Source organism: Blastomonas sp. CCH1-A6 (assembly GCF_001556365.1).
GTDB lineage: Bacteria > Pseudomonadota > Alphaproteobacteria > Sphingomonadales > Sphingomonadaceae > Blastomonas > Blastomonas ursincola.
Map to the genome: position 1 here is coordinate 22,843 of NZ_LSIS01000024.1, position 12,684 is coordinate 35,526.

At 65.2% G+C, this 12,684-nt stretch carries 13 protein-coding genes; 8 read left to right on the forward strand and 5 right to left on the reverse strand.

Annotated elements, in window-relative coordinates:
• Positions 1-283: 283 nt before the first annotated feature.
• Together AX735_RS00880 and AX735_RS00885 are read right to left on the reverse strand one after the other, a co-directional pair.
• Positions 284-478: a hypothetical protein gene (locus AX735_RS00880; RefSeq protein WP_066274266.1), complete on the reverse strand. Its 195-nt coding sequence runs from the start codon at positions 476-478 to the stop codon at positions 284-286.
• 16 nt (positions 479-494) lie between these two features.
• Positions 495-1,817: an MFS transporter gene (locus tag AX735_RS00885; protein ID WP_137776257.1), complete on the reverse strand. Its 1,323-nt coding sequence runs from the start codon at positions 1,815-1,817 to the stop codon at positions 495-497.
• Positions 1,818-1,956: 139 nt separating this feature from the next.
• Between AX735_RS00885 and cyoA the strand changes: the two genes are divergently transcribed.
• From cyoA to AX735_RS00920, 7 genes are read left to right on the forward strand one after another with little or no spacing between them, the layout of a single operon-like run.
• The gene (cyoA, locus tag AX735_RS00890; protein WP_066274292.1) at positions 1,957-3,168 is read left to right on the forward strand and encodes a ubiquinol oxidase subunit II; all 1,212 of its coding nucleotides are present in this window, start codon (positions 1,957-1,959) and stop codon (positions 3,166-3,168) included.
• A complete protein-coding gene (gene cyoB, locus AX735_RS00895; protein ID WP_066274268.1) occupies positions 3,165-5,186 on the forward strand; it encodes a cytochrome o ubiquinol oxidase subunit I in 2,022 nt (673 codons plus the stop codon). The genes cyoA and cyoB overlap by 4 nt, the downstream gene beginning before the upstream one ends.
• A gap of 4 nt (positions 5,187-5,190) precedes the next feature.
• Complete coding sequence (cyoC, locus tag AX735_RS00900; RefSeq protein WP_066274270.1) at positions 5,191-5,817, forward strand: cytochrome o ubiquinol oxidase subunit III; 627 nt, start codon at positions 5,191-5,193, stop codon at positions 5,815-5,817.
• Positions 5,817-6,203, forward strand: a complete 387-nt coding sequence (gene cyoD / locus AX735_RS00905) for a cytochrome o ubiquinol oxidase subunit IV (protein ID WP_066274271.1) — start codon at positions 5,817-5,819, stop codon at positions 6,201-6,203. The genes cyoC and cyoD overlap by 1 nt, the downstream gene beginning before the upstream one ends.
• Positions 6,200-6,907, forward strand: coding sequence for an SURF1 family protein (locus AX735_RS00910; protein WP_066274272.1), 708 nt, complete (start codon positions 6,200-6,202; stop codon positions 6,905-6,907). Before cyoD ends, AX735_RS00910 begins: the two co-directional genes overlap by 4 nt.
• Positions 6,904-8,199 carry an ATP-binding protein gene (locus AX735_RS00915; RefSeq protein ID WP_231749974.1) on the forward strand — a complete coding sequence of 432 codons (1,296 nt, stop codon included), beginning with the start codon at positions 6,904-6,906 and terminating at the stop codon, positions 8,197-8,199. The genes AX735_RS00910 and AX735_RS00915 overlap by 4 nt, the downstream gene beginning before the upstream one ends.
• Positions 8,196-8,735: a response regulator transcription factor gene (locus tag AX735_RS00920; RefSeq protein WP_066274276.1), complete on the forward strand. Its 540-nt coding sequence runs from the start codon at positions 8,196-8,198 to the stop codon at positions 8,733-8,735. Before AX735_RS00915 ends, AX735_RS00920 begins: the two co-directional genes overlap by 4 nt.
• Before the next feature lie 179 nt (positions 8,736-8,914).
• On the opposite strand, the gene mtgA is transcribed toward AX735_RS00920, so the two are convergent.
• The 3 genes from mtgA to AX735_RS00935 are packed head-to-tail and all read right to left on the reverse strand — an operon-like array spanning position 8,915 to position 10,687.
• Positions 8,915-9,586: a monofunctional biosynthetic peptidoglycan transglycosylase gene (mtgA, locus tag AX735_RS00925; RefSeq protein WP_066274278.1), complete on the reverse strand. Its 672-nt coding sequence runs from the start codon at positions 9,584-9,586 to the stop codon at positions 8,915-8,917.
• Positions 9,587-9,617: 31 nt separating this feature from the next.
• A complete protein-coding gene (locus tag AX735_RS00930; RefSeq protein WP_066274280.1) occupies positions 9,618-10,121 on the reverse strand; it encodes a DUF192 domain-containing protein in 504 nt (167 codons plus the stop codon).
• Positions 10,115-10,687 carry a regulatory protein RecX gene (locus AX735_RS00935; RefSeq protein ID WP_066274283.1) on the reverse strand — a complete coding sequence of 191 codons (573 nt, stop codon included), beginning with the start codon at positions 10,685-10,687 and terminating at the stop codon, positions 10,115-10,117. The genes AX735_RS00930 and AX735_RS00935 overlap by 7 nt, the downstream gene beginning before the upstream one ends.
• A gap of 209 nt (positions 10,688-10,896) precedes the next feature.
• Here AX735_RS00935 and AX735_RS00940 point away from each other — a divergent pair, with 209 nt between their 5' ends.
• Complete coding sequence (locus AX735_RS00940) at positions 10,897-12,624, forward strand: fatty acyl-AMP ligase (RefSeq protein ID WP_066274286.1); 1,728 nt, start codon at positions 10,897-10,899, stop codon at positions 12,622-12,624.
• The last annotated feature ends 60 nt before the right edge of the window (positions 12,625-12,684 follow it).

Consider the following 12,684-nt stretch of genomic DNA (forward strand, 5'->3'; position numbering starts at 1 on the left):
GCGACGACAGCCTGATCGAGGGCGGCCTGCGCTTCGGCTATCGCACCGGCGACGGCAAGTTCGATGTCGCGGCCTTTGCGCGCAACATCACCAACAATGTCTCGGCCACCGGTGGCATCGATTTCAACAATCTGACCGCCTATGTGAACGAGCCGCGCATCATCGGCATCGAGCTCGGCACGCGCTTCTGAAACCTGGCCAGACCGGTCTGGAAACACGAAAGGGGAGCAGCGATGCTCCCCTTTTGCATGCTCGGGTCCAGCGCTTTAGGGCATCGAACCCGCTAACCCCACCAGCCGAGCAGCGCGCCGATCACCGTCGCGCCACCGATGGGCGCGACGATCGCGAGCAGCAGGTTGAGGCCAATGGCCTGCATCAGCCGCTTTTCCTGCTCACTGCTCAGCCGGCGCGGAGGCGGGGGCGGCGTACGGCGCGGAGGATCGAAGGGCGGCCAGTCGGGGTCGAATGGAACGAACATCGCTGGCCTCCCCCGCTTATTGCTGCTGGCCGAGTTCGCGGTTGAACCACAAGGCGGTGAGCGTCGCCAGCGCGCCCGAGAGCAGATAGGCCCCGGCGGCGAGCAGCCCGTAATTGGCCGAGAGCCACAATGCGACCATCGGCGCAAAGCCCGCGCCGAACAGCCAGGCCAGGTCGGAGGTCAGCGCCGATCCGGTATAGCGGTGCTTCAGCGGGAAGAACGACGAGAGCGCGCCCGACGACTGGCCGAAGGCGAGGCCGAGCAGGATGAAACCGCCGAACATGAACGCCGCCTCGCCCGCGCCCCCGGCATCGAGCAGCTGCGGCGCGAAGCCGCTGAACGCCGCGATCGCAACCGCGGTGGCGGCGAGCAAGGTGCGGCGGCCATAGGCATCGGCCAGCCTGCCCGAGGCAAGGATCGCCAGCACGCCCAGCGCAGCCGCCACCGCCTCGATCAGCAGGAAGCGCACCGGCGATTCCTCGGTGAACAGGAACACCCAGCTCAGGGGATAGACGGTCACCATGTGAAACATGGCAAAGCTGGCGAGCGGGGCGAAGGCGCCCAGCACGATGATCTTCCATTCGCTGCGCACGGTCGAGAACACCGGCTCGGGCTGCAGCGTCTGGCTTTCGAACAGCTCGGTATATTCGGGCGTCACCACGATGCGCAGGCGGGCGAACAGCGCGACGACGTTGATCGCGAAGGCGACGAAGAACGGGTAGCGCCAGCCCCAGGCGAGGAAATCCTCCGCAGGCAGCGCCGAGATCAGGAAGGCGAAGAGCAGGCTGGCGACGATCAGGCCGAACGGTGCGCCGAGCTGCGGGATCATGGCGTACCAGCCGCGCTTTTCCTTGGGCGCATTGAGCGCGAGCAGCGAGGCGAGACCGTCCCACGAGCCGCCCAGCGCCACGCCCTGGCCCATGCGGAACAGCGCGAGCAGCAGCGCCGAGCCGATACCGATCGTCGCATGGCCCGGAAGGAACGCGATCGCCGCCGTCGATCCGCCAAGCAGAAACAGCGCGATCGTCAGCTTCGCGCCGCGGCCATAGGCGCGGTCGACCGCCGTGAAGATCATCGTTCCGGCGGGCCGGGCGACAAAGGCGAGCGCAAAGATCGCGAACGACCAGAGCGTGCCTTCGAGCGGGTCGAGATAGGGGAAGACCAGCTTGGGAAAGACCAGCACCGAGGCGATGGCATAGACGAAAAAGTCGAAGAATTCGGATGTGCGCCCGATGACCACGCCAATCGCGATCTCGCCAGGCCCCACCGAATGGCCATCGTCGTTGATCGCGCGGGCATCGCGTTCGGCCTCGGTCGTGGGGACGGTGTTGGCCACCATGGGCAGTTCCTTGGATTCGGGGGCGGATAAATTTCTACACGTGCCTTATGCAACTTTGATCCAGATCAATGCACTTGGACAAAATGTCCTATGTGCGCACCTGCAGCATGGGTCTAATTGGGCGGTCATGCTTGGGACCATGACACGACTCCGACTCCCGGCGGCGCTCGCCGCCACCTGCCTCCTGCCGCTGCTTGGCGGTTGCAACATGGTCGTGCTCGATCCGGCGGGCGATGTCGCGCAGCAGCAGGGCGATCTGGTCGTCATCTCGACGCTGCTGATGCTGATCATCATCGTGCCCGTGATGGCGCTGACCGGATATTTCGCCTGGAAATATCGCGCGGCCAACGAGACCGCGACCTACAAGCCCGATTGGGACCATTCGACTCAGCTCGAGCTCGCCATCTGGGCGATCCCGCTGCTGATCATCATCTGTCTGGGCGCGGTGACCTGGGTCGGCACCCACCTGCTCGACCCCTATCGCCCGCTCGCCCGCACCGCGCCCGGACAGGCCGTGACCGAAAAGGACAAGCCGCTCGAGGTGCAGGCGGTCGCGCTCAACTGGAAATGGCTGTTCATCTATCCCGAACAGGGCATCGCCACGGTGAACGAGCTCGCCGTGCCCGAAGGCCGTCCCTTGCGGTTCCGCATCTCCTCGTCCTCGGTGATGAACAGCTTCTACGTCCCCGCGATGGCCGGACAAATCTATGCGATGCCCGGCATGGAGACCAAGCTGCACGCGGTGTTCAACGAAACCGGACGCTTTACCGGCTTTTCGGCCAATTATTCGGGCGCGGGCTTTTCGAACATGCGCTTCGGCGTGCGCAGCCTGAGCCCGCAGGATTTCGCCAAATGGACCGCGAAGGCGCGCAGCCAGGGCCAGACGCTCGACCGCGCGACGTACCTCAAGCTCGAGCGGCCGAGCGAGAAGGAGCCGGTGCGCCATTATGCCAGCGTCGAGCCCGACCTGTTCGACCGCATCGTCAACATGTGCGCCGAGCCGGGCAAGATGTGCATGCACGACATGATGGCGATCGACGCGCGCGGCGGCATGGGCCTCGCTGGCCTGCACAATGTGCGCCAGCTTTCCTATGACAAGCACGCCGCACGCGGCACCGGCGATACCGCCAGCGACCGCTATATCGCCGAGAACTGCACCAATCCCGAGCTGCTGAGCGCCAGCCTCGCGCGGATGGAGGATCGCGTGATCGATCTGTCCACGCTGACCGGCGCAGGCCTCAAGCGCCCCGGCGGCCCGCTGTTCCGCAAGCGCGAAACTTCTCCCCAGTCGCCTGAACTCACCAAGTCGCCTGAACTGACTCAGGCAGGCACCACGGACCCCGTATCATGAGCACCGACGCCGTTCCCTCCACCTCCGCCGCCGAGCCGACCTTCCTGCTGGGCAAGCTCGGCTGGAACTCGCTGCCGCACGATTCGATCGTGCTCAGCACCATGGTTGTCGTCATCATCGGCGGCGTGGGCCTGCTCGCGCTGGTGACCCGCTACAAGCTGTGGGGCTATCTGTGGAAGGAGTGGTTCACCACCGTGGACCACAAGAAGATCGGGATCATGTACATGATCCTTGGCCTCGTCATGTTCCTGCGCGGCTTTGCCGATGCGATCATGATGCGCTTGCAGCAGGTGATGGCATTCGGCGGGTCCGAGGGTTACCTGAACGCGCACCATTACGACCAGATTTTCACCGCGCATGGCGTGATCATGATCTTCTTCGTCGCGATGCCGTTCATCACCGGCCTGATGAACTATGTCGTGCCGCTGCAGATCGGCGCGCGCGACGTGTCCTTCCCGTTCCTCAACAATTTCAGCTTCTGGATGACGACATCGGGCGCGGTGCTGACTATGGCGTCGCTGTTCGTCGGCGAGTTCGCCGCGACCGGATGGCTCGCCTATCCGCCGCTTTCGGGCATTGCCTACAGCCCCAGCGTCGGCGTGGATTATTATATCTGGGCGCTGCAGATCGCGGGCGTCGGCACGACATTATCCGGCATCAACCTGATCGTGACGATCCTCAAGATGCGCGCGCCGGGCATGGGCCTGATGAAGATGCCGGTGTTCACCTGGACGTCGCTGTGCGCCAACATCCTGATCGTCGCCAGCTTCCCCGTGCTCACCGCAGTGCTCGCGCTGCTGACGCTCGACCGCTATGTCGGCACCAATTTCTTCACCAACGACTTTGGCGGGTCGTCGATGATGTACGTCAACCTCATCTGGATCTGGGGCCATCCGGAGGTGTACATCCTCATCCTGCCGCTGTTCGGCGTGTTCAGCGAGGTCACCTCGACCTTCTCGGGCAAGAAGCTCTTCGGCTATACCTCGATGGTCTATGCGACCGTGGTCATCACCATCCTGTCGTACGTCGTGTGGCTGCACCATTTCTTCACCATGGGTTCGGGCGCGAGCGTCAACAGCTTCTTCGGCATCACCACGATGGTGATCTCGATCCCCACCGGGGCCAAGCTGTTCAACTGGCTGTTCACCATGTATCGCGGACGCATCCGCTACGAGCTGCCGATGATGTGGACGGTGGCGTTCATGCTCACCTTCACCATCGGCGGGATGACCGGCGTGCTGCTCGCGGTGCCGCCTGCCGACTTCGTACTGCACAACTCGCTGTTCCTGATCGCGCATTTCCACAACGTGATCATCGGCGGCGTGCTGTTCGGCATCTTCGCGGCGATCAACTACTGGTGGCCCAAGGCGTTCGGCTTCAAGCTCGACAAGTTCTGGGGCAAGGTCAGCTTCTGGTGCTGGGTCCCCGGCTTCTGGGTTGCGTTCATGCCGCTCTATGTCCTCGGCCTGATGGGCGTGACGCGCCGGATGCGGGTGTTCGACGATCCCAGCTTGCAGATCTGGTTCGCCATCGCCGCCGTCGGTGCGCTGATGATCGCTGCCGGCATTGCCGCCATGCTCATCCAGTTCGCCGTCAGCATCTGGAAGCGCGAGGCGCTGGCCGAGACGACGGGCGATCCGTGGAACGGCCGCACGCTCGAATGGGCGACCAGCTCGCCCCCGCCCGACTATAATTTCGCCTTCACTCCGCGTATCCACGCGCTCGATGCCTGGTACGACATGAAGGCGGCGGGCGTGGAGCACCCTGCCGATGGCTACAAGGACATCCACATGCCGAGCAACACCGGCGCCGGCGTCATCCTGGCGGGCATCAGCACCGTCGCGGGCTTTGCGCTGGTCTGGCACATCTGGTGGCTGGCAGGGCTGAGCCTGGTCGGACTGATCGGCGCGGCGATCGCGCACACGTTCAACTACAAGCGCGATTTCCATATCCCGGCCGCCACCGTCGCCGCGACCGAGAAGGCGCGCCTCAGCCAATTGCAAGCGGCAGGAGCCTGATCCCATGAGCAGCATCACCCTGCCCGCCGGCAACGACAAGCCGGTCTATTACGAGATCGACGAGCATCCGCATCCCGAAGGCCACAGCACGCTGCTGGGCTTCTGGATCTATCTGATGAGCGACTGCCTCATCTTCGCGATCCTGTTTGCCTGTTATGCGGTGCTCGGCGGAAATTTCGCCGCAGGGCCCGGCCCCAAGGACCTGTTCGACCTCAACCTCATCGCGCTCAACACCGCGATGCTGCTGTTCTCGTCGCTCACTTATGGCTTTGCGATGATCGCGATGCAGAACCGGAACCTGCGCCATGTCCAGATGTGGCTCGCGGTCACCGGCCTGTTCGGCGCGGCGTTCCTCGCGATCGAGCTCTATGAATTCTCGCACCTCATCCATATCGGCGCGACGCCACAGCGCAGCGCGTTCCTCTCGGCCTTCTTCACGCTGGTCGGAACGCACGGGCTGCACGTCACCTTCGGGCTGGTGTGGCTGGTGACATTGATCGTCCAGCTCGGCCGCCATGGCCTCAACCCCGCCAACCAGCGCCGCGTTGCGTGCCTCAGCCTGTTCTGGCACTTTCTCGACGTGATCTGGATCGGCGTGTTCACCTTTGTCTATCTGATGGGAATGCTGTGATGAGCGCTGCCACCACCCATGCCGAACAGGCCGAGAACGACAGCCACGGCATCGAAATTCCGCACGCCTCGTACCGCGACTATACCATCGGCTTCGTCCTCTCGGTCATCCTCACCGCAATCCCGTTCGGCCTGGTGATGACCGGCGTATTGTCGCCTGCGGTCACCGGCGTGACGATCCTGGGCCTCGCGGTCGTGCAGATCGTCGTCCACATGGTGTATTTCCTGCACATGTCTCCCAAGGCCGAGGGCGGCTGGTCGATCACCTCGCTGATCTTCACGATCATCGTCGTCGGCATCATGCTGTCGGGATCGCTGTGGGTGATGAGCAACCTCAACACCAACATGATGCCCCAGGCGCATGAAGAGATGAGCCAGATCCCGTGACCCGGTCCCGACCAGCCGCGCGGGTCGTGCTGGTCGTCTCGCTGCTTGCGCTGGCGCTGGCGGGCGTCGGCCTTGCCGCCTGGCAGGTGCAGCGCCGCGCCTGGAAACATGCGCTGATCGAGGCGGTCGACAGCCGCAGCACCGCCGCGCCGGTCGCCGCGCCCGGCCCCGACCAATGGCCGCGCATCCGCCAAGAGCGCGACGCCTATCGCCGGGTCGCCTTCACCGGACGGTTCGCGCATGATCGCGAGACGCTGGTGCAGGCGGTCACGGCGCGCGGCGGCGGATACTGGGTGCTGACACCGCTGGTGGGCGAGCGCTTCACCGTGCTGGTCAATCGCGGCTTCGTGCCCCCTGACCGGCGCGATCCGGCCACGCGGGCGGCGGGCAATCCGGCGGGAATGGTGCGCATCACCGGGCTGCTGCGGATCACCGAACCGGGCGGCGGCTTCCTGCGCTCGAACGACGCCAGAGCCGATCGCTGGTTTTCGCGCGATGTCGACGCGATTGTCGCCGCGCGCGGGCTGAATCACACCGCACCCTATTTCATCGACGCCGATGCGGCGCGCAATCCCGGCGGCTATCCGGTCGGCGGGCTCACCGTCATCCGCTTCAGCGACAATCATGCGGTCTACGCCTTCACCTGGCTCGCGCTCGCGCTCGGGTGCCTGTTCGGCGCAAAGCTGGTATGGCAGCGGCGATGATCGCCACGCCTGCCCCCCAGATCACCGATGCCGTGCGGCGCAACATGGCGCTGCTCATCCAGCTGCGCTGGCTCGCGGTCGGGGGCCAGCTGCTGACCATCCTGATCGTGCATGGGCCGATGGGCATCGCGCTGCCGCTCGCCCCGCTGCTCGCGGCGATCAGCCTGCTCGTGTTCATCAACATCGTCACGCTGTACATGCTGCACCGGTTCGATGCGGGGCTCGAATATGCGCTGTTCACTGCGCTGATGTTCGATATCGCCGCGCTCACCTGGCAGCTGCATTTCACCGGCGGTCTCGCCAATCCGTTCGCGGCTTTGTTCCTGCTGCAGGTGGTGATCGGCGCGATGGTGCTGCGCCCGGCGGCATCCTGGGCGATGGTCGCGGCTTCGCTCGGCGCACTGGCTGTGCTCGCGATCGACCCCGTCCCGCTCGCGCTGCCGCCCGAGCTGCAGGACGAGGAGTTCAGCCTGTATCTGCAGGGCAGCTTCGTCTGTTTCGGGCTGATCGCGGTGCTGCTGGTCGCCTTCGTTACCCGCATCGCGCGCAACCTGCGCGAACGCGATTCCGCGCTCGCCGCGATCCGCCAGCGCGCGGCGGAAGAGGACCATATCGTGCGCATGGGCCTGCTCGCCTCGGGCGCGGCGCATGAACTGGGCACCCCGCTCGCGACGCTTTCGGTGCTCGTCAACGATTTCCGCGCGATGCCCGAACTGAACGCGGTGGCCGATCTTTCCGCCGATCTCGACGACATGGAAAACGCGGTGCAGCGCTGCAAGACGATCGTCAGCGGCATCCTGATGTCCGCCGGCGAGGCGCGCGGCGAGGCGACCGAACGCACCACGATGCGTGCCTTCCTGCGCGACATCGTCGACGAATGGCAGGTGACGCGCGGGCTCGATACGCTCGAATATCACGACAGGTTCGGCCAGGATGTGGCGATCGTCTCCGACCCTGCGCTGCGCCAGGTGATCGGCAATGTCATCGACAATGCGGTCGAGGTGTCGCCGCAATGGGTCGGCATCCGCGCCGCGCGCCAGGGCGAGGCGCTCGAGCTGACCGTGACCGACAGGGGCCCCGGCTTTGCGGAGGAGATTCTAGATGGCCTGGGCAAGCCGTACCGGTCGACCAAGGGCAAGCCCGGCGGGGGCCTGGGCCTGTTCCTGCTCGTCAACGTGATGCGCAAGCTGGGCGGAGAGGTGCGTGCGGGCAATCGCGAGCAGGGCGGCGCCGAAGTCACCATATGGTTGCCGCTGGATGCCATCGCCTGTTCGACAGGAGCGCGGACATGACCGAGACCCGTCAGTTGCTGATCGTCGAGGATGACGAGACCTTCGCGCGCACACTGCGCCGGTCGTTCGAGCGGCGCGGTTATGCGGTCGAATCGGCCTCGGGCCATGAGGCGCTGGTGGCTCTGCTCGACAAGGGCCTCAAACCGACACACGCGGTGATCGACCTGAAGCTCGCCGGCTCCGTCTCGGGCTTGACCTGCGTACAGGCCGTCCGCGCCGCCGCGCCCGATGCGCGGATCGTGGTGCTCACTGGCTTTGCCAGCATCGCCACCGCGGTCGAGGCGATCAAGCTGGGCGCGGACCATTATCTCGCCAAGCCATCGAACACCGACGATATCGAAGCCGCCTTCGCGCGCACCGAGGGCGATGCCGACACCGCGCTCGACACGCGCCAGTCCTCGATCAAGACGGTGGAATGGGAGCATATCCACCAGACGCTGGTCGATACCGGCTTCAACGTGTCGGAAACCGCACGGCGGCTGGGGATGCACCGGCGCACCCTGGCGCGCAAGCTGGAGAAGCGGCAGGTGCGGTGAGGCGCGGCTGCGCTGAGCATTTCTCTACTACGTCGCCCTGAACTTGTTTCAGGGTCCATTTCTCCCCACGCGGCTTCGGCAATTGGGGCGCGATGGATCCTGAAACAAGTTCAGGATGACGGGGTTGGTCGCAGTAAACTCGCTGCTCTGTTGCTCGGCACCACACTCCGCCCGCAGCCTCAAGGCCGCGCGCAGCTATCCAGTCCGTCGCGCTGGACGATGCGGATGCGGCGCGCGATATTGTTGCCATAGCGGCGCACGAAACCGCTGGGGTTCTTGACCGAACGCTTCTTGGGCAGCGGCAAGGCTGCGGCCATGCGCGCGGCTTGGTCGCGGGTGAGCGAACTTGCGCCCTTGCCGAAATAGCGCTCTGCCCCCGCCTCGACGCCATAGGTGCCGATGCCGGTTTCGGCGACGTTCAAGTACACTTCCATGATCCGGCGCTTGCCCCAGATGCCTTCGATCAGCACGGTGAACCAGGCTTCCAGCCCTTTTCGGAAAAAGCCCCCATTCTGCCAGAGGAACACGTTCTTCGCGGTCTGCTGGCTAATCGTCGATCCGCCGCGGATGCGCCCGCCCTGCATGTTGCGCCGCATCGCATCCTCGATCGCCTCGGTATCGAAGCCGTTATGCGTGCAGAACTTGCCGTCCTCCGCGGCGATGGCGGCGGAGACCATGTTGCGATCGATCCGGTCGAGCGGCGTCCAGTCGCGCGTCGCGCCATTGGCATCGCTCAGCATCGTGATCGTAGTCGGCGGCGGCACGAAGCGATAGATCACGACCATCAGCAGCGATAGCGCCACGAAGCCGAAGACCAGCTTGAAAACCAGTGCGATCAGGCGAGCGATCATGCCGCGTTTGCGCGCTGCTGCCACGGGTGGTTCAACGCTTGTCGCGCCAGGTCACGGTATCGCCCGGCTTGATCCCGAGCTCGGCCGCGCGGCCCGCAGCGATCTCGAGCACCGCAGCGACCGGCTCGCCCGAGCTGATCGGGTCGAGCGAATAGGGCACCGCATTGGCCGCGATGCTCTCGACGGTGCCATCGGCGCGAATGAACAGCAGGTCGAGCGAGATGACCGTGTTCTTCATCCAGAAGCTTGCGGGCTTCGGCGTCGGGAAGGGAAAGAGCATGCCCGCATCGGGGGCCAGCTCGGTGCGGAACATCAGCCCCTGCGCCTGTTCCTGCGAGCTGCGCGCCATCTCGACGGTGAACTTGTGCGTCTTGGCGCCGCTCCTGATCGTCAGCGGCACCAGATCGAGCCCGGCGGGCGACAGCGCAGGATTTTCCGCCGCAGGGCGCTGCGCCACGGCATCGCTGGGGGCAGAGGCATTGCACGCTACCAAGGCCAGCGTCGCCAGCATCGCCCCGCAGAATCTCGTCACCATGTCTCTCTCCCGAATTGCTCGTCCAGCCCCGCTATCTCCTCCATGCTATCGGCGAAAACAAGGGCCCGGGCGAGTGCAAAATCATGGCCTGCGCGGATAAAGGCCTGCAATTGCTTGCGCCTGCGGTCGGGATCGGCGGGGGCGGGCGCAAACGGGCCGATACGCTTGCGCCGGGCAAAGGCCATCGCGGCGTTCAGCGCCTGATCGCTCGCGGTCTCACGGGCCTCGCCGCGCTCGGCCTCACCGACACCGGCGGCGACCAGCGCCTGCTCGACCCGGCGCGCGCCATAGCCTCGCCTGAGCAACGCGCCGCCCTTCATCGCGGCGAAAGCGGCATCGTCGACATAGCCCAGCTCCACGCAGCGATCGGCCAGCTGGTCGTAATCGGGTGCGCGCTCGTCCGCCCATCCGCGCTCGCGCACCTTGCGTTGCATGTACTGGATGAGGCGCGCGCGCGTCGTCGCAAACCGCCCGAGATAATGCAGCGCCAGATCCTTGAGCGCGCGCTCGTCGAGCGGCTTTGGCGGGCGCTTTTCACGCTTGCGTCGATCATCGGGAGCGGTCATGCGCCATTTTTGTGCCACAGTCGGGTCGAATTTAGAACGCTTGTCATCGGCTAGAGGCGAGATGGGGCATTCTGGGATGAAGCGGGCGCTGCCTGAACCATTCATCTCTGGGCCATGACGGCATGGGCAGACGCTAGCGGGTCTTGTCCATGTGGGCGTGACAGACCGGGCCACCGGCGCGCGCAAAGGAAAGCAACGGGTTAATACGCATGACGCAATTGCAGCCGACTCCCACCGCCGATGCGCTGCCGCGCCGGTTCGCCGATTTCGCGACACTGGGTGATGCACTAGACTACGCGGCACAGGGCGTGCGCGGGTTCAACTTCCACGATCCGCGCGGCACATTGGTGCGCCCCTATCCCTATAGCGAGCTGCGCAGCGATGCTCTCGAGCATGCCCGGCGGCTGATCGCGCGCGGCGTGAAGCCCGAGGACCGGATCGCCATCGTTGCCGAAACCGGCGCGGAATTCGCCTCGCTGTTCTTCGGCGCGGTCTATGCCGGCGCCTGGCCGGTGCCGCTGCCCCTACCCACCAGCTTTGGCGGCAAGGAAAGCTATGTCGAGCAGCTGAGCGTCCAGCTGCGCTCGAGCGACCCCAAATTCCTGTTCTATCCGGCCGAACTCGCCGAGATGGGCGGCGAGGCGGCCAAGCGCTGCGGCGTCGAGGGGATCGATTGGGAGAGCTTCGCTGCCGAAGCTGCACCCGAAGCCGATCTGCCCGCTGCGAGCCCTGACGATATCTGCTATCTGCAATATTCGAGTGGATCGACGCGCTTCCCGCATGGCGTCGCGGTCACGCACGCTGCGCTGCTGAGCAACCTCGCCGCGCATTCGCACGGCATGCATGTGTGCGAGACCGATCGCTGCATCTCGTGGCTCCCCTGGTATCATGACATGGGCCTGGTCGGCTGCATGCTCTCGATGGTCGCCAACCAGGTTTCGACCGATTACCTGAAGACCGAGGATTTTGCGCGGCGTCCGCTCGCATGGCTCGACCTGATCAGCCGCAACCCCGGCACCTCGTGCAGCTATTCGCCGACCTTCGGCTATGACATCTGCGCGCGCCGCATCGGCAGCCAGTCGCGGGTCGAGGAACGCTTCGACCTGTCGCGCTGGCGGCTCGCGGGCAATGGCGCGGACATGATCCGTCCCGATGTCATGCAGGCCTTCGTCAACGCGTTCGCACCGGCGGGCTTCAAGGCGAGCGCCTTCCTGCCGAGCTATGGCCTGGCCGAAGCGACACTTGCCGTCACGCTGATGCCGCCGGGCGAGGGCATTGTCGTCGATCTGGTCGAGGAACAGCGCCTGTCGGGTGCGCCGGTCGATCCTTCCAAGCCCAAGCGTTACCGCTCGATCGTCAATTGCGGCAAGGCTTGCCGCGACATGAGCATCGAGATTCGCGATGCCGACGGCAAGGTGCTTCCCGACCGCGAGATCGGCAAGGTCTGGACCGCAGGCCCGTCGATCATGCACAGCTATTTCCGCGATCCCGAAGCGACCGAGGCGTGCCTGATCGATGGCTGGCTCGATACTGGCGACATGGGCTATATGGTCGATGGCTATCTCTATATCGTCGGCCGCGCCAAGGACATGATCATCATCAACGGCAAGAACCACTGGCCGCAGGATATCGAATGGGCGGTGGAACAGCTGCCCGGCTTCAAGTCCGGCGACATTGCCGCCTTCTCGATCACCACGCCTGCCGGGGAAGAGGCCCCCGCCGTGCTGGTGCAGTGCCGCACCACCGACGAGGCCGAACGCCGCCGGCTGCGCGACGAGATCCGCGAGAAGGTCCGTTCGATCACCGGCATGAACTGCGTGATCGAGCTGGTGCCGCCGCGCACGCTGCCGCGCACCTCGTCGGGCAAGTTGAGCCGCGCCAAGGCCCGCAACCTGTACCTCTCTGGCGAGATCCAGCCCTACGAGCTGGCCGCCTAATCCGGGCAGGGGCAAGAGGCCGGGTTTACCGCCCGGCCCGCGCTTCCTATATCGGCGGGG

What these genes read in the sequence shown, in the direction of transcription:
- AX735_RS00880 (WP_066274266.1), bottom strand. Translation starts at nt 478, where the DNA reads ATGTTCGTTCCATTCGACCCCGACTGGCCGCCCTTCGATCCTCCGCGC.
- AX735_RS00885 (WP_137776257.1), bottom strand. Translation starts at nt 1,817, where the DNA reads ATGGTGGCCAACACCGTCCCCACGACCGAGGCCGAACGCGATGCCCGC.
- cyoA (WP_066274292.1), top strand. Translation starts at nt 1,957, where the DNA reads ATGACACGACTCCGACTCCCGGCGGCGCTCGCCGCCACCTGCCTCCTG.
- cyoB (WP_066274268.1), top strand. Translation starts at nt 3,165, where the DNA reads ATGAGCACCGACGCCGTTCCCTCCACCTCCGCCGCCGAGCCGACCTTC.
- cyoC (WP_066274270.1), top strand. Translation starts at nt 5,191, where the DNA reads ATGAGCAGCATCACCCTGCCCGCCGGCAACGACAAGCCGGTCTATTAC.
- cyoD (WP_066274271.1), top strand. Translation starts at nt 5,817, where the DNA reads ATGAGCGCTGCCACCACCCATGCCGAACAGGCCGAGAACGACAGCCAC.
- AX735_RS00915 (WP_231749974.1), top strand. Translation starts at nt 6,904, where the DNA reads ATGATCGCCACGCCTGCCCCCCAGATCACCGATGCCGTGCGGCGCAAC.
- AX735_RS00920 (WP_066274276.1), top strand. Translation starts at nt 8,196, where the DNA reads ATGACCGAGACCCGTCAGTTGCTGATCGTCGAGGATGACGAGACCTTC.
- mtgA (WP_066274278.1), bottom strand. Translation starts at nt 9,586, where the DNA reads ATGATCGCTCGCCTGATCGCACTGGTTTTCAAGCTGGTCTTCGGCTTC.
- AX735_RS00930 (WP_066274280.1), bottom strand. Translation starts at nt 10,121, where the DNA reads ATGGTGACGAGATTCTGCGGGGCGATGCTGGCGACGCTGGCCTTGGTA.
- AX735_RS00935 (WP_066274283.1), bottom strand. Translation starts at nt 10,687, where the DNA reads ATGACCGCTCCCGATGATCGACGCAAGCGTGAAAAGCGCCCGCCAAAG.
- AX735_RS00940 (WP_066274286.1), top strand. Translation starts at nt 10,897, where the DNA reads ATGACGCAATTGCAGCCGACTCCCACCGCCGATGCGCTGCCGCGCCGG.